The 17,179-nt window shown below is 63.7% G+C and carries 9 protein-coding genes; 4 read left to right on the forward strand and 5 right to left on the reverse strand.

The features are described 5' to 3' along the window. Window positions 1-154: 154 nt before the first annotated feature. From KQ659_RS02395 to msrA, 4 genes are all read right to left on the reverse strand, one after another. The gene (locus tag KQ659_RS02395; RefSeq protein WP_226929802.1) at window positions 155-1,681 is read right to left on the reverse strand and encodes a family 43 glycosylhydrolase; all 1,527 of its coding nucleotides are present in this window, start codon (window positions 1,679-1,681) and stop codon (window positions 155-157) included. A gap of 679 nt (window positions 1,682-2,360) precedes the next feature. Beyond that, the gene (locus KQ659_RS02400; protein ID WP_216690347.1) at window positions 2,361-3,515 is read right to left on the reverse strand and encodes a methionine aminotransferase; all 1,155 of its coding nucleotides are present in this window, start codon (window positions 3,513-3,515) and stop codon (window positions 2,361-2,363) included. A gap of 170 nt (window positions 3,516-3,685) precedes the next feature. Further along, complete coding sequence (locus tag KQ659_RS02405; RefSeq protein WP_216690346.1) at window positions 3,686-7,924, reverse strand: PAS domain-containing sensor histidine kinase; 4,239 nt, start codon at window positions 7,922-7,924, stop codon at window positions 3,686-3,688. A 154-nt stretch (window positions 7,925-8,078) separates the two neighbouring features. Beyond that, the gene (gene msrA / locus KQ659_RS02410) at window positions 8,079-8,753 is read right to left on the reverse strand and encodes a peptide-methionine (S)-S-oxide reductase MsrA (RefSeq protein WP_216685425.1); all 675 of its coding nucleotides are present in this window, start codon (window positions 8,751-8,753) and stop codon (window positions 8,079-8,081) included. A gap of 383 nt (window positions 8,754-9,136) precedes the next feature. On the opposite strand from msrA, the gene KQ659_RS02415 reads away from it, so the two are divergent. The 3 genes from KQ659_RS02415 (at window position 9,137) to KQ659_RS02425 (ending at window position 13,279) form a co-directional block, all read left to right on the forward strand. Next, entirely contained in the window at window positions 9,137-9,535 is a 399-nt protein-coding gene (locus KQ659_RS02415; protein ID WP_216685424.1) for a hypothetical protein, read from the forward strand. Between the two features lie 87 nt (window positions 9,536-9,622). Next, window positions 9,623-10,627 carry a fatty acid desaturase gene (locus KQ659_RS02420; protein ID WP_216678952.1) on the forward strand — a complete coding sequence of 335 codons (1,005 nt, stop codon included), beginning with the start codon at window positions 9,623-9,625 and terminating at the stop codon, window positions 10,625-10,627. A 141-nt stretch (window positions 10,628-10,768) separates the two neighbouring features. After that, a complete protein-coding gene (locus KQ659_RS02425) occupies window positions 10,769-13,279 on the forward strand; it encodes a TonB-dependent receptor plug domain-containing protein (RefSeq protein ID WP_216690345.1) in 2,511 nt (836 codons plus the stop codon). An 87-nt stretch (window positions 13,280-13,366) separates the two neighbouring features. On the opposite strand, the gene KQ659_RS02430 is transcribed toward KQ659_RS02425, so the two are convergent. Then, a complete protein-coding gene (locus tag KQ659_RS02430) occupies window positions 13,367-13,918 on the reverse strand; it encodes a YceI family protein (protein ID WP_216678950.1) in 552 nt (183 codons plus the stop codon). Window positions 13,919-14,268: 350 nt separating this feature from the next. On the opposite strand from KQ659_RS02430, the gene KQ659_RS02435 reads away from it, so the two are divergent. Further along, entirely contained in the window at window positions 14,269-17,169 is a 2,901-nt protein-coding gene (locus KQ659_RS02435; protein WP_216690344.1) for a hypothetical protein, read from the forward strand. Window positions 17,170-17,179 lie beyond the last annotated feature (10 nt).

Below are 17,179 nucleotides of genomic sequence, written 5' to 3' on the forward strand. Positions count from 1 at the left end.
GCTTTTTCGGAGTTGTACTCCGAAAGCGAACCTGCCAGGGAGCTTCACTCCCAATCGTTGAACTGAAATAGTCTGACGATGGGGGCTGCAAGCCCCCGGCAGGCGGCTTTCGGAGTACAACTCCGAAAGAGCAGAAAGAGCAAAGGCATACTTCCTACCGCTGGTTGCAGATGATGAAATTGTTGAACGTGGCCGTGTTGTCGGCATCGCCCTGGGCTACCAGCGCCACGCGCACGCCCCGGTCCCAGGGCGGGAGGTAGGTGCCGTTCAGCGTGAAGTTTTCGGTGGGCAGGGACTGCCAGGTAGCTCCGTCGGTGCTGTAGGCGAAGCGGTAGCGCTGGCCGCCCCATACTTCGAGGCGCAGCGATAGAGTAGGGCAGGCATCGATGAAAATAGTGGCCAGGCACTGTTGCTTGCCGCTTTTCAGGTGCCATATTTGGAGCTGGCCGTTGCCGGCCATTATTGCCAGGGCATTGTAGGGGTCGCCCACGGCGGCCAGGCCGGCGAAGGTATCGGCGGGCAGCGTGGCGAAGTCGAGGGTGGTGGCGGCCTTATAGGTAGCAGCGTGGGTGCGGCGCGCCACCAGCGCCCCGAGGCGCGAGTCGTGCGCGGCGAGGTGCAGCTGGCCGTGGCGCACGGCCGTGGTGGGCTGCTGGCCAATGGGCCACTGCCACGCCAGGCCCAGGCGGTCGCCCGCGAACCCATCGGCTACGTTGAAGCGGGCCATGTTGGTGAGGGGCGGGGCCTGGGGGCTGCGGTGCACGAACTCGGGCCATTCCTCGGCATTCCAGGTAAACTCGCTGAGGAGGCCCTGGCGGCCCACAAACTCGTGGCTTTCGGCCGCGTAAGCATGGTGCAGCAGGAACCAGCGGCCGTCCAGCTCGGTCACGGTGCCGTGGCCGGGGCACTTCCAGGTCGTGTTGCGGTCGAGGATGGGGTTTTGCGCGTGCTTTTCCCAAGGGCCCAGCAGGTGGCGGGACCGGGCCACGCCGGTGGCGTAGTTGCAGCTCTTGCCGCAGCAGCTATTGCCGGCATAAAACATGTAAAACCAGCCGTTGTGCCGCACCAGGGCCGAGCCTTCCACCAGCGGGCCTTCCCACTGCGCATCGTTGCCAAACAGCTCGGTGGCTTCACCGATGAGGGCGGTGCGCTCCGGGTTCAGGCGCTGCGCCCAGATGGGCGTGTCCTGGTGGCAGGAGTTCCCGTCTTCCTTCCAGATGAGGTAGAGGTTGCCGTGCTCGTCGGGCATCGCAAAGCCGTCTATGGAGCCGGCTTCCTGGCCCACCAGCGGGCCGTGGTCGGTATAGGGGCCGGCAGGATGGTCGGCGCTGGCCACGGCTACGCACAGCACGCCGCCCTTTTTGCGGGCAGTGTAGTACACGTAGGTGCGGCCGTTTTCATAGTAAAACTCGGGGGCCCAGAAGTTGGAGCCGGCCCAGTCGGGTAGCTTCTCGGGGAAAACGTGGCCCACTAATTCCCAATCCAGTAAATTCTGCGAGGTGAAGAGCGGGAACACCGCGCCCCACTCGGCCGAGGTGGCGCTGGCCCAGTACGTATCGCCGATTTTGGTGACGGTGGGGTCGGGGAAGTCGCCGGGCAGCACCACGTGGTCGTAGGAAACACGGGCGGGGACGGGCGCTGCGGCGGAGAGGTCGCCCGCCATTTCTAGTTCAAATGACACGGGTGGGAAGTGTTAGGCGAATAGAAAAAAGCCGAATGGGTTTATTGTTCAGCTTTCAATATTTCGAAAGGTATGAATTTGTAATAAATAGCGAATAGCAACCGGGGATTAATGAGTTTAACAGTGTTGAATACTCGGCGAACGCCCCCTGGTGCTGGATGGGCTAAGCGGCTGAAAAGTTGTTTTTTGGAATGATAGAAGGGCCGAGACCATTAGCGAATACTTCAGGCCAATCTAATGCGCGGGCGGTTTTAGCTATATTTAAAAGTGGTTTTTTTCAAGAATCGGGAATTTCTAAAAAGTACTTAAAGTACTCCCTTGTTGAAGGGGGGCAACCGCTAATAGCTGAGCTTGTTTTCGTGTGTCGGCCCTTTGGGCAAGGGGGGTGACGGCCAGAACAGCGGTTTTGCAGGCCGCAGGCCTTTTCTCACAACTCAAAGCGAGCAGCGCAGGCCCCGGCAATCGTGCTGTTTACCCGGTGTTACATGCTGGTATCGGACACTTTAGCCCCGCTTCTCACCCGACAGGCCTCCAGAATATGGATGGCCACTGCGAGAAATGGAGCCACTTACCGGGCCCGGGTCGCAGCATGCTGAGCGTCGGAAATAAAACTGCCCGCTTCTTTGGGAAAAAGCGGGCAATTGAAAATCAGCAGCCTGCGAGCGAGGCGGGCCGGCGGCTACTGACGGAGCCGCGCCGCCGCCGCCTGCAGCGTGGCCGATTCCTTGGCGAAGCAGAACCGGATTAGGCCATCATCGAACCCATCGTGGTAGAAGGCCGAGACGGGCACCACGGCCACGCCCTTGTCGCGGGCCAGGAACTGGGCAAAGGCCAGGTCGCTGGCGGGCGAAAAGGCATCGTAGCGGGCTAGCTGGAAATAGCCGCCGGGCACGGGCAGCAGGTCCCAGCCCGCGCCGTCGAGTAGGGCCCGAAATTCGTTGCGCTTCTGCTGGTAGAAGCCGGCCAGGCCCCGGGCATGGGCATCGGTGGCATCATCGGTGAGGGCGTCGGCGAGGGCGTGCTGGGTGGGCGTGCTCACGGCAAAGGTGAGGAACTGGTGCACGCGCCGTACCTCGGCCGTGAGGGCGGGCGGGGCAATGCAGTAGCCTACTTTCCAGCCGGTGGCGTGGTAGGTTTTGCCGAAGGATGAGAGCACGAAGCTGCGCTCGCGCAGGGCCGGATGCTGGCGGGCGCTCATGCGCGGGGCGCCGTCGAACACGAGGTGCTCGTACACTTCGTCGCTGAGCACCAGCGCATCGGTACCGTCGAGCAGGCGGGCCAGCTCGTGCCAGTCGTCGGCCGTGAACAGGGCCCCGCTGGGGTTGTGGGGCGTATTCACCAGTACGAGGCGGGTGCGGGGCGATACCACCCGGCGCACGGCGTCCCAGTCGGGGCGGAAATGAGGGGCGGGCAGGCGCACGTAGCGCGGCACGCCGCCCTGCAGCCGAATGGCCGGTCCGTACAAATCATAAGCCGGCTCAAACACCACCACTTCATCGCCGGGGCGCACCACGGCGGCCAGCACGGCATAGAGCGCCTCGGTGGCACCGGCCGTGACGGTGATTTCGGTGGCCGGGTCGGGGGTGGGCGCGTCGGCGTGGAGGCGGGCTACCTGGGCCGCAATGGCCTCGCGCAACCGGGGCAGGCCGGGCATGGGCGCGTACTGGTGGTGGCCGGGGGTGCGGGCGTGGCGGGCCAGGGCTTCGAGCAGCTCCTGCGGCGGGTCGTAATCGGGAAAGCCCTGCGCCAGGTTGATGGCCCCGGTTTCCTGGGCCAGCAGGGTCATTTGGGTGAAGATGCTGACGCCAACGTCGGGAAGCTTAGACTGGAGCATGGGGGGAGGGGTGAGATGGAGGATTTCAAAATAACGTCATGCCGAGCGCAGCGAAGCATCTTTACTGCAATAGTAAATCCTTTCGATTAGATTACTTGCTGCGGCAAAGATGCTTCGCTGCGCGCTGCATGACGTTCTTTTTTAGTGTGACAACCAGTCGCCCCCAATCCTCACAAATAAATCTGAAACGTGGTGCCCTCGTCCACCTTGCTGCTCACTTCGAGCCGGCCGCCGTGGTTCTGCACAATGCGGTTGACGAGGTAGAGGCCCATGCCGGTACCGTCGACCTGCGGATGGAAGCGGCGGAAGAGCTGGAACAGCTGCGGGCCAAAGCGGTCGAGGTCGATGCCCAGGCCGTTGTCCTGCACCGTGAGGGTGGGGCGGCCGGTGAGGGCATCGGGGGTGCTGCTGAGGCGGATGCGCGGCGGCCGGCCGGGGGCGGCGTATTTCAGCGAGTTGCTGATGAGGTTGAACAGGACGCTTTGCAGGTTGAGGCGCACAAATGTGACCACCGGATACGTGGCAAAATCCAGCGCAAACGTGGCCCCGGTCTGGGTAATCTGGTCGTGCAGGCTGGCTAATATTTCGTCCGTCAGCTGACTCAGGCTCACGGCTTCGGCCGGCATTTCCTGCTGCTGGCGCTGCACCTGCACAATGGCGCTGAGGTCGTCGATGGTGGCATAAATCCGGGCCAGGGCGCGCTCAAAGTAGTTGATGAGCTTGATGGCGTCGGGGTCGCGGAAATAGGCCGTGCGGGTGAGCTCCTCAAAAATGCCGGCCATGTTGTTGATGGGCTGCTTGAGGTCGTGCGAGGCCGTGTAGATGAAATTGTCCAGGTCCTCGTTGGTGCGTCGCAGGCGGGCATTCTGGCTTTCGAGCTGGTGCTGGGCCTGCTTCAAATCGTGCACGTCGGTGTTGGTGCCCACCCACAGCACCACCTCCCCGTGGGCATCCCGGATGGCTTCGCCGCGGGCCATAAACCAGCGGTAGTGGCCCTGCTTGTCGCGCCAGCGGTGCTCGTTGGTGAAGGTTTCGCCGGTGCGTAGGCTATGGCGCCAGTGGCGCAGGGTGCCGGTCAGGTCATCGGGGTGGATAAACTGTTCCCAGCCCCAGCCCTTCAGCTCTTCAAACGAGGTGTCCAGCAGGTCGTACCAGCGCTGGTTATAATAGTTGATGCTGCCATCGGGTCGGGCTGTCCAGGCCAGTTGGGGCAGGGTTTCGAGCAACTGCTTGAAGCGGGCCTGGCTGGCCAGCACCTGCTCCTGCAGCACGCGCTGCTGGTGCACATCGGTGTTGGTGCCGTACCATTTCAGGATGTGGCCGCCGGGAGCGCGGCGGGCCTGGGCTTGGCCCAGAAACCAGCGGTACTGGCCATCGTAGCGGCGCAGGCGGAATTCGGCCTCGTAGTAGCGCTGGCTGGCAATGGCGGCCTGCCACCGCTGCTCCATGGGGGCGCGGTCGTCGGGGTGCACGAAGCTGAGCCACTCCGCCGCGCCGTTTTTCTCCATGGCTTCGCCCAGGTAGGCGGCCGTGCGATGGTTGTAGAAGTCCACGGTGCCATCGGGCCGGGCCGTCCACACCTGCTGCGGAATGCTCTCGACCTGAATGCGCTGCTCTTCCTCGCTGGCGGCCAGTTGGGTTTGCAGGTGGCGCAGCTCGGTCACGTCGGTGTTGGTGCCGAACCAGCGCACCACCGCGCCGGTAGCTTCGTCGCGGATGGGCCGGGCGCGGCTCAGGAACCAGCGGTACTCGCCGTCGTGGCGGCGCAGCGGGAAGGTGTCTTCCCACGGCTGCCCGGCCTGAATAGCCACTTGGTACCGGGCATTGATGTCTGCCAGCAGGGTGGGGGCGTGCACGGCCTGCCAGCCCTCGCCCTGCATGGTTTCAAAAGTGGCTCCGGTGTAATCGTACCAGCGTTGGTTATACCAGAAAATATGGCCCGTGGCGTCGGCCATCCAGGCCAGCTGGGCCATGTTGTCGGCCAGCGCGGCAAAGTCGGTGCGGCTGCGGGTCAGCTCCTCGGTGCGCTCGTGCAGGTCGTGAATCTCCACGGTGGCCGCGCTGAAGCCGGCCAGCTGCTCGGCGGCATTGGTGTAGGGCTGCACTTTGGTCTGAAACCAGCGCAGCTCGCCATCGTGCCGGCGGCAGCGGAAGGTGGCCTGCCAGGCTTCGCCGGCCGCCATGGCCGCCTGGGCCACGGTGCTCACGGCGGCGCGGTCGTCGGGCGGCAGGAAGTCCCAGGCCGCGTTGGGCGCAGCGGCCGGGCTCAGGCCGGTGTATTCGTAGAAGTACGGGTTGGTGTAGGTGATGTAGCCGCTGGGGTCGAAGTTGAAAATGAACACCGGCACCGAAGCGGTGATGGCGTTCACCTGCTCGTTGCGGCGGTTCATTTCGGCCGCCAGGGCCTCGGCGTGCTGGCGGGCGTGCACGCGCTCGGTTACTTCCAGGGCAAAGCTCAGCACGCCATACACCCGGTCTTGGTTGTCGCGCAGGGGCACCAGGTTCAGGTCCAAGTAGTGCTCCGTCAGGGATTCGGTGGGGTGGTGGCCGGGCAGCCGAATGAGCATTTCGTGCCCCACAAATGGCTGGCCGGTCTGGTACACGCGGTCGAGCAGCTTCAGAAAGCCCTGCCTGGCCACTTCGGGCTGCACCTCGGCCACGGGCTGGCCCAGGTGGGGGCGGGGGCTCATCAGCTGGTAGTAGCCGGCGTTGAAGAAAGAGTAGCGGTGGTCGGGGCCCTCAAACGTGGCAATAAACGCCGGGGCCTGGGCCAGAATCTGGCTTAGCTGCCGGTCTTTAACTTCGAGGCTATACCGGGCCTCGTGTAGCTCGTGAATGTCGAGGTCGGAGCCGAACCACTGCCGGGCGTGGCCCACGGCATCGGCCAGCGGCTCGGGCACGCCCTGGCTCATAAACCAGCGGTATTCGCCATCGTGGCGGCGCAGGCGCAGCTCGTAGTGCCACGGCGTGCCGGCGGCCAGCGCAACGGCGTATTCGGTGGCCACGCGGGCGCTGTCGTCGGGGTGCAGGCAGGCAGTCCAGGCATTGGCCAGGTCATCGCCCAGCTGGGTGCCGGTGTAGGCATACCACTGCGGGCTGAGGTAGAGCACCTGCCCGGTCTGGTCGCTGATGAAGGTGATGGACGGCAGGCTTTCCGTCACGTGGCGCAGGCGCTGGTCGGCGGCGCGGGCCTCGGCCAGCAGGGCTTCACTACGCTGGCGGGCCTGCACCTGCTCGGTCACGTCGAGGCTGTAGGCCAGCACGCCGGGGGCGGCCCCGGGCTCGCCGGCCAGCGGCAGGTAGCCGAAGTTGTTGTAATACTCGCGGAGCTCGCCGGTGGTGGGGTCGGTCAGGATGGAACGCTCTTCGTGGCCCAGCACGGGCTGTCCGGTGGCCACTACCTGCTGCAGAAGCTGAAGGTAGCCCTGGTCGGCGATTTCGGGTAGGCTCTCGGCTACGGTCGTGCCGATGCTGGCCCGGGAACCCATCGACTCCCGGGCGCGGGCCGAGAGAAAAGTAAACCGAAAATCGGGCGCTTCCATCGAGGTGATGGTGAGCGGCAGCTGGTCGAGAATGCGCTGCATGTGGCGCTGCTGGTCATCCATGAGCACCTGGGCGCGGTAGCGGGCGTCTATATCGGTGCACAGGCCAAACCAGCGCTGCACCTGCCCATCGGCCCCGCGCTGGGCCACCACCTGCGAAAGAAACCAGCGGTACTCGCCCGCCACGCCGCGCATCCGGAACTCCAGCTCGAAGGGCTGCGCGTTGTGCAGCGCCTCGCCCCAGCGGGCGTACATCCCGGCCAGGTCATCGGGATGAATAATCTGCTGCCACAAAACGGCTTTTTCCGCTTCGCTCATCTGCAGCACGTCGTGGCCGGTGTAGGTCAGGAAGCGCTGATTGGTATAATCAGGCTCGCCCTGCGCGTTGGTGGCCCACACGAGCTGCGGCAGGCTTTCGGCCAGAAACCGGAACCGCTCCTGCTCTTGCTCGGCCACCAGCTGGCTGTGCAGCTGTGGCGTCACGTCGAGCAGGCGCAGCAGCACATAGCGCGCCTGCGGCGGTGGAATGGGCTGGAGCGTGGCCTGCCAGTAGCCGTGCGGTGCGGCCAGGCCGGAGGGCACCGGGGCTGGCATCAGGACTTGGGCCGTGCCGGCCAGCGCGGCTGCCAGGGCCGGAGCCCAGGCGGTGCTGGCCGCCAGCACGGCACCACCCGCCTCGGCGGCGGCGCGCAGTACGGCCAGCGGCTGGCCGATGAGGGCATCGGGCGCGGTGCCGGCGGGCAGCAGGGCAACCATGGCCGCGTTCAGGTGCAGCACCGTGCCATCGGGTGCTAATACGCCGTGGGGCGCGGGCAGCAGCGAGAACAGCAGCTCAAAATCCAGCGCTGGTGGGGTAGCAAACGACATATCAAGAGCGGATATTCAACTGAAAACAGCCACCAGCAGGCCACTTCCGCTTTCGAAGATAGGCTGCTGGAAGCAGGTGCACGGCGGCCATCAAAAAGCCCCGGCCGTTGCGGACCAGGGCATTTTGGTAGGGCGCCAACTAAACAGCCAACGCCTACAGCGGGTTTTTGAGGTCTTTGGGAAATAGCTTCTGCACATGCTCTACTTTGTGCGCCGATACGTGGATAATATAGGAGCTTTCGGGGTGCAGGCGGTAGTAGCCCTGGTGGTAGTCCTCGGCGGGCCAGAACTTCTGGAACGGCACTACTTGGGTCACAATCTTGCCGTCGTACTCCTTCGTGGCGTTGACTTTGGCAATGGTCGTTTCCAGCACCTTCTTTTCCTCCGGGGTGCGGTAGAACGCGGCCGAGCGGTACTCCGGCCCGGCATCGGGCCCTTGGCGGTTGAGCTGGGTGGGGTCGTGCGAGGCGGTAAAGAAAATGTCGGCCAGCTTCTGGTAGCTGATGACTTTGGGGTCGTAGTATATCTGCACTGTCTCGGTGTGGCCGGTGGTTTTGTCGGCCACTTCCTCGTAGGTGGGGTTGGCCTTGGTGCCGCCGGCGTAGCCGCTCACCACCTGCTTCACGCCCTTTAGCTGCTCAAAGGCCTCTTCCTGCGCCCAAAAGCAGCCGCCGGCAAAGGTGGCCTGGGCCAGCCCGGTCAGGTTGGTGGGCGCGAAGCCGGCCGTGGAGCGCGGCGGGTTCTGAGCATCGGCGGGCTGCTGCGAGCCGCAGGCAAACGTGAAGGCCAGCAGGCCAATGCCAAAAAGGGATTTCAATTGACTTTTCATGAAAATGAGACGAAGAGAGGAATGCTAAAAGGAGATAGCTGCGACGATAGACGCCGAAGCCTGGCCGGCCTTACAACCCGTGCCAATCTCCTTGATTCTTAATGTACGGCCTCGGGAGCCGTCCGGGTTGGTGGGGTGGCCGTGCTAGTGGCCGGGCCTGCAATGGCAACCGCAACAGCGCCGCCGTGGTTGCGAAATCAATTGCTCAATGCGCAGATTCAGGAGGATGCGAAATGACGTAGTATCCGTATTTGTACTGGTGCAGCGGTTGGCGCATGCTTTTTGAGGGAGGGGGCCCCAATAAAGATGAGCAAAAAATTCATGTTTGCATCCTTTGCTACGTACTTCCCGTAGCAGGCGCTATTGCTATCCAATTTGAAGCTATGTCCCTGCAAACGTTACTTGAAGCACCTCATATTACCATTGCTTATGACCATCTGAATGAGTGGCTTCTGGCCGACTGGCACGGCAACCAGGACCTGGCCAGTGTGCAGCAGGGCAGCCAGGAAATACTGCGGCTCATGCAATTGCAGCGCTGCCATAAGGTGCTGAACGACAATACCCGCGTAACCAGCATGTGGAGCGAAGCCGCCGAGTGGGCCGGCAAAGACCTGTTTCCAGCCTTGGCGGCCGCCGGCCTACGGTACTTCGCCTGGGTGTATTCGCCCAACCTCTACAGCCGCCTTTCCACCGACCTCACCCTGCAGTTCGCGGCTGGTAGCCCGGTGGTGGCCACCTTCGACGACGTTGACACGGCGCAAGGCTGGCTAAAGCAGATGTAGCCAGCGGCCGGGCTGAACCTATTTGCCGTATTTTTGTCTGCAAGGCCGGGCGCGTCCTCATTTACCACGCCCGTCTTCTGCTTCTTTATGGCTTCAGCACCTAATGCTTTCACCGTGGCCACGGCCCCCGAGCCGCACCGCGTGCGCACCCGCCAAATCATCAAGGCCCACCCCGAGGTGAAGCAGCTGATGACGCGCAACCCCACTACCTTCCTCATTGGGCTGGGCTGCGTGGTGGCGCAGGTGGCCATTGCGTACTTTCTGCGTGGTCAGGCCTGGTACTGGACCATTCCGGTGGCGTATCTGGTGGGCGCGTTTTTCTCGCACACGCTGTTTGTGGTCATTCACGAGGCGGCCCACAACCTGGTGTTTCGCAAGCTGTGGCAGAACGTGGCCACCGGCATTCTGGCCAACTTCCCGTCGATTTTCCCCACGGCCATCAGCTTCAAGAATTTTCACATCAAGCACCACGTTTTTCAGGGCGTACACGAGCTCGATGCCGACCTGCCCGACTGGTACGAGGCCAAGCTGATTAACAACTACAGCATTGGGAAAGCCATCTGGCTGTTTTTCTTCCCGGTGTTTCAGCTCATTCGCACCATCCGCTGTCGCGAAATTGCTACCGTCGACAAGTATGTTTTTGCCAACATCGCTGCCCAGATTGCCTTCGACGTGGCCATCGTGTATTTCTTCGGCTGGACGGCCCTGCTGTACCTATTCCTGAGCTTCTGGTTTTCGGTGGGTCTGCACCCGCTCGGGGCGCGCTGGATTCAGGAGCACTACCTCACCCTGAGCGACTCGCAGGAAACCTATTCCTACTATGGCCGTCTCAACGGTATCAACCTCAACGTGGGCTTTCACAACGAGCACCACGACATGCCCAGCATTCCGTGGAACAACCTGCCCAAGCTCAAAACCGTGGCCCCCGAGTTCTACGAGCCCCTGCTGGCCCACACCAGCTATACCAAGCTCTTCTTCATGTTCCTGTTCGACCAGGAAATCAGCCTCTACTCGCGCATTACGCGCAAGGAGCGCGGCACCGCCACCCTCAAGGATATGAGCGTGCCCGATAAGGAGTTGCTCTCGGCCTAGGGTTTTTAATCGGTTTTACTGGAATGCCCGGCGCGCCCGACCAATTTGGCCGGGCGCTCTTATATTGAGCCGATTTCGGAGTAGGTAGGATTATTGCCGCTTGCCGAAGGCCCTTCCCGTTGCGTTTCTTTCCACCGTTCCATGTCGTTTTCTACCCGTTTACGCCTGCGCCGGGCGTGGCCGCCGGCCGCCCTGCTGGCCGTTGTAGCGCTGAGCGCCGCCGCCTTTCACTCGCCCACCGACGATGATGTGGTGCGCCGCCTTGTGCTGAGTGTGCAGCGGTTTTATGCCGCTGCACTACCCGAAAAAGCTTATCTGCACCTCGATAAGCCTTGGTACACGGCCGGCGAAACCATCTGGCTGAAAGCCTACGTGGTAGACGCCGAACGCCACCAGCCCGACACCCTGAGCAAGGTGCTGCACGTAGAGCTGCTGAACGCCAACAGCCAGCTGGTGGCCCGCCGTAACCTGCGCCTGGAAGCCGGCCTGGCCCCCGGCGACGTGGCCCTGCCCGATACCCTCAGCCCCGGTAACTACACCCTGCGGGCCTATACCGGCTGGATGCGCAACGCCGGCCCCACCTTTTTCTATAGCCGCCAGGTGGCCATCTGGCCCGCGGCCCCGGTCGAAACCCCCGACTCGAAGCCGGCGGCCGTGCGGGCCCGGGCCGCCGCCGCCCGCCAGCTGGCCCAGTCCGTGGCCACGCCGCCCGACGTGCAGTTTTTCCCCGAAGGCGGCAACCTGGTGGCCGGCCTCGAAAACACCGTGGCATTTAAAGTCACCGACTTTGCCGCCCACGGCATCGATGTGGAGGGCAAAGTATTTGATGGGGATAATAAACTCGTTGCCGCGTTTGGCAGTAGTCATTTGGGCATGGGCACGTTTGTGCTCACCCCGGTGGCGGGGCAGCGCTACCACGCGGTGCTGGCCCCGGCGGCCGTGCCGCTCACGGTGCCCTTGCCGGCGGTGCAGGCCAGCGGCTACACGCTGCACGTCGTCACCCTCACCAACGACTACCTGGTGGCCATCCGGCAGCAGGGGGGCAGTGGCGGGCCGGTGCTGCTGCTGGGCCAGGTGCGCGGCACGGCGGCCTACGTGGGCCGGGGCCAGGTGTCGGGTACCGAGACCTTCACGGCGCGCATTCCGAAAAGTAAGTTCCCGGCCGGCATTGTGCATTTCACGCTTTTTGATGGGCAGGGTGCGCCGCTGGCCGAGCGGCTGGCCTTTGCCCAAACCGACCCGGGCCTGCGCGTTACCCTCACGCCCGACCGGCCCAGCTACGGCAGCCGTCAGCCGGTGCGCGTGCGTGTGGCCGTAGCCAATGCTGCCGGCGAGCCGGTGGCCGCCAACCTGTCGCTGGCCGTAACCGATGCCGGCGTGGCCGAGGCCGAGGCCAACGCCGAAACTATCGCATCGAATCTATTACTGACTTCTGACCTGGCGGGCTACGTCGAAACCCCCGGCTACTACTTCCAGAACCCCACCCCCGAAACCGCCCAGCACCTCGACGCCCTGCTGCTCACGCAGGGCTGGCGGCGCTTTGCCTGGACCAACGTGTTGAGCAACAAGGCCCCGGTGCAGAATTTTGGCGTTGAGCGCTCGGTGAGCGTACTGGGTCAGATACTGCAGCGCAACGGCAAGCCGGTGCCGGGCGGCAAGCTCAACTTTCTGCAAACTGCGCCCACCAAGCTGTTTATGGCCACTACTGCCGACGAGGAAGGCCGTTTTCTGTTCAACGGTATTGGCGGCTGCGACACCATTCATGTAACGCTGCAGTCCCGCACCGGTAAAGACGGCCGCAATGCCGAGCTGCACCTCGACCCCGGCCCGCCCGTGCTGCGCCGGCCAATGTTCCCGCTACCCATGCAGGTACCGGGCTCCCTGGCCGATGCCCTGGCCCGCAGCCAGCAGCAGCGCACCATCGAACGCAAGTTTCGGCTCGATACCACCAAAACCATCCTGCTCGGCGGTGTCATGGTGAAGGGGGCCAAGGCCGTGGTCAGCGACCCGCGCCGCCTCTATCCGTCCACGGGCGCTACCGTGCTGAAAATGGACGATTACCCCGGCAGCGGCAGCAACACGGTGCTCCAGATGCTGCAGGGCCGGGTAGCGGGCGTCACCGTTACCGGTACCGGCGAAAACACCAACGTGTTGATTCGGGGCGTCACCAGCTTTGCCGGCAGCTCCTCTCCGTTGTTTCTGCTCGACGGCGTGCCCGTGGACGTGAGCGCCCTGGCTTACTTCCCGGCTACTGATGCCGAAAGCATTGAAGTTCTGAAAGGCGGCCAAGCCGCGATTTACGGCAGCCGTGGTTCCAATGGCGTTATTGCCGTGTATTCGCGGCGCCGCAGCCCCAATTACAAGCCCTCGTCAGCGCCCGCGCCGGGCGTGGCCGTGCTGCATCTGCCGGCCTACTACTGCGGCCGCGAATTCTACGTGCCGCGCTACGACGCGCCCAAAACCAACCGGGAATTTCCCGATGCCCGCCGCTCCACGCTCTACTGGAACCCCACCGTGCAGACCGATGCCGCCGGCCAGGCCGAAGTACGCTTCTTCACCTCCGATGCCAAAGGCGCGTTTCAGCTCCGCACCGAAGGCCTGTCCCGTGGTGGCCAGCCCGCCCAGGGCCAGGGCACACTGCGCGTGGAGTAGCTGATAAATCAACCATAAAAAAAGCGGCTGCTCCCGAAGGAGCAGCCGCTTTTTTTATGGTTGGGAGCCGCCATTCGGCGAGTCCGGTTAGGCCTGCTTGGCAAACTGCACGTTGATAATCAGCTTCACGTCGTCGCCCAACACAATGGAGCCGGCTTCGGTGACGGCACCCCAGGTGAGGCCGAATTCCTTGCGGTTGATTTTGCCGGTTACCTCGAAGCCGGCCTTGTGGTTGCCGTAGAAATCGACGGCCGAGCCGCCGTATTCGGCTTCCAGGGTCACGGGCTTGGTTACATCTTTCACGGTCAGGTTGCCGGTCACCTTGTACTCGTTGCCGCCGGTGCTCACGAAGGAAGTCGACACAAACTTGATTTGCGGAAATTTGGCCGCGTCGAAAAATTCCTCGCCGCGCAGGTGCGCGTCGCGCTGTTCCTGGTTGGTGCTGATGCTCTCTACGTCGAGCGAAAACTCCACCTGGGCATTCTCAAACTTGTCGTCTCCGGCCGACTCCATCGAGCCCGCGAAGGTGCTGAACGAGCCTGTGACGGTGGAAATCACCAGGTGCTTGATTTTGAACTGAACTTCTGAGTGCATCGGGTCGAGCACCCATTTGGTGGCGGTGGCGGTGGTATCGGACATGGCGTTGGGGATTGAAAAGGTGAATTAGGATTACAAAGATAATCAATGTTGCTACATTTGATGTCGATACATGAATCATATTTTCAGCCCTATTGCCCGGCATCTAAATTAGTTCGGATACCGGGCGTGGCTGAGGCCTGCAACGAGGTCATGCTACTGATTTTCATCGTTTAGTGTCCTATATCGTGTGTTGCGTAGGCGGCTGGTTTGTAGCGTATTTAGCTTGTGCGGCGTTGCGTGGCTACGGCACAAGTCAAAGCGGGTGCTACTGCCCATCAGGAACTTGTCCGGCTTCTGCTGCCCCCGACATGACGTTCTTTATACCTCGTATCCCGAAGTCCGGTTATTCTATGCGTCGTTTGCTACTACCGGGGCTGCTGAGCCTGTTTGCCATTGCCCCGGCCCACGCCCAAAGCCTGCCCATTCTCTCCCAGAACCCGCCCGAGCTGCGCTGGCGCGAGGTGCGCACACCGCATTTCCGGGTGCTATACGCGGGCGGCATCGACTCGGCCGCGCAGCACACGGCGGCGCGGCTGGAGCAGCTGCACGGCCCCGGCGTGGCCACGCTGGGCGTGCGCCCGCGTCCCATTGCGGTGGTGCTGCAGAACCAGACCACGGTCAGCAACGGCTTCGTAACGTTTTTGCCCCGGCACGCCGAGTTTTTTACCACGCCGCAGCAGGGGTTCGGGCTGGGCACCGTGGACTGGCTCGATGGGCTGGCGGTGCACGAGTTCCGGCACGTGGGGCAGTTTGAGAAGGCCCGGCAGGGCGTGGGCCGGGTGCTGGGGCCGCTCTTTGGCGATGGGGCGCTGGGTATTGCGGCGGTAGGCGTGCCGCAGTGGTTTTTTGAGGGCGACGCTGTGGGCACCGAAACGGCCCTCACGCGCAGCGGGCGTGGGCGCATCCCCAGCTTCAACGTGGGCCTGCGGGCCAACCTGCTGGCTGGTCGCCGCTACTCTTATCAGAAGGCCGTGAACGGCTCATTGGTGGATAATGTGCCCGATTGGTACGTACTGGGCTACTTCATGACGTCGTACCTGAAAACCCACTACGGCCCCGACGTGTGGGCCAAGGTGCTGGATAACTACTACCGCTTCCCGTTCTATCCATTCTCATTTTCCAACGGCATCCGGCGCACGACGGGCCTGCGTGTAGAGCAGGTGTACGCGCGCAGCATGACGGAAATCGACTCGCTGTGGTGGGTGCAGCAGCGGGAGCAGCCGGCCCTCACGCCGGTGCGGGAGCTGAGGCAGGCCGGGGTGGGGAAAATCTTCACCCAATACCAATACCCGCAGTACGTGACCGACAGCACGGTACTGGCCCTGAAAACCGGCCTCGACTACATTCCGCAATTCGTGTTGCTGAGCCGGCACGGAGCCGAGCAAAAGGTATTCACGCCGGGCCAGCTCAACCTGCCCGAAATGCTGTCGGTGAACGGCGGCCGGGCCGTGTGGCCCGAGTACCAGCAGCACGCCCGCTGGGGCCAGCGCATTGCCTCGGAGCTGAAGGTGCTGGATTTGAAAACCGGCCGGCTCACGCGTATCGGGCGCGGGCAGCGCTACACGGCCGCCGCCCTCTCGCCCGACGGCCGCTGGCTGGTGGCCGCCCGCACCGATGCCGCCTACCACCACGCCCTGGTCATTCTGGATGCGGAAACCGGGGCCGAAATCCAGACCCTGCCCAACCCCGCCAACGACTTCTACCAGCAGCCCCGCTGGCACCCCGACGGCCGCCGCTTGGTGGCCGTGGCCCTGAGCAGCGCCGGTAAAACCATTGTTGTGCTCGAACCTTCCGGGCAGGGCCCCGCCGGGCCAGGCTCTGTCACGAGCGCCGCCCACAACCTGCTGCCCGTGGCCAACCTCAACCTGGCCAACCCGCAGCCCTGGCACGATTTCGTGCTCTATAATTCCTCCCAATCGGGCATCGATAATATTTACGCCGTGAGTGCCCGCACGGGCCAGACCTACCGCGTGACTTCGCGGCCCTTCGGTGCCTACCAGGTGGCCGTGGCGCCGGATGGCCGCACCCTGGCCTTTCACGACTACCGGGCCACCGGGGCGCGGGTGGTCGAAATGCCGCTCGATACCACCGCCTGGGTGCCCCTGCCCACCGCCACCGCCGATATCGCCGGGCCGTACGCGGCCGCCCTCACGGCGCAGGAACCCGCCGGGCAGGCTGTGCCGCGCCTGCTGGCCCGCCCCGATTCGGCCCTGCCGCGCTACGGGGTGCGGCGGTATTTGCCGTTGGCGCACGCCTTCAACCTGTTCAGCTACGGCGTGGTGCAAAGCCCCAGCGGCAACGCCGTGAGCGTGGGCCTGCGCTCCCAGGATTTGCTGAACACCACGCAGGTATTTGCCGGCGTGGGCTACGACCAGACGGAGCGCACCTTCAGCGCTACCGGGGCGCTTAGCTACCAGGGCCGCTTTCCGGTGCTGGATGCCGACGTGACCTATGGCGGGCGCGATGCAGCCATCATCTACCGGGGCGCTACTTACCGCGACCAGTGGCAGTACGCCCGCCTCACGGCCGGCCTGCGGCTGCCACTCAACCTCACGCATTCCAGGTATTTGCAGGCGCTCTCGCTCGGCACCTACTTCCTGCACGAGCAGGTGTACGGCTATGACCTGCCCGCCCCCCGGCTCTCCGAAACCGGCCCCAACTCGCCACTAAACGCCGTGCAGACCACTCTGAGCTACGTCACGCAGCTCAAGCGCAGCGCCCGTAGCGTGGCTCCCAGGTGGGGTGGCTCCTTTCTGAGCACCTGGCGCACCACGCCCTTCGGTACGGGGCTGGAGGCCCGGCAGTGGGCGGCGCAGGGCAGCCTGTACCTGCCGGGCCTGACGCGCAACCACGCCATTCGGCTGCGGGCCGGCTACCAGTGGCAGGACCAGCTGCAGTACCAGTTTGCGCCCGCCGTATCCATTCCGCGCGGGGAGGGCTATACCAGTTTTGACCGGTTGGCCGTGGCCAGCTTCGACTATAACCTGCCGCTGGCTTTCACGCACTGGGAGCTGGGCCGCCTGCTCTACGTGCAGCGCTTGCGGGCCACCGTGTTCGGCGACGTGGCCCAGGGCAACGACTATCGGGGCACCGCCGCCCACCTCAACTACCGCAACGCGGGGGCCGATTTGCTGCTGCTCTTCAACTTGCTGCGGCTGCGCACGCCCATCGAGGCGGGCGTGCGGGTGGTGTACCGGGGTGCGGTAGGGGCCTGGGTGGTCGAGCCGCTGGCGTTCAGCATTCGGCTGTGAATAAGTGGTA

The organism is Hymenobacter siberiensis (assembly GCF_018967865.2).
Lineage (GTDB): Bacteria > Bacteroidota > Bacteroidia > Cytophagales > Hymenobacteraceae > Hymenobacter > Hymenobacter siberiensis.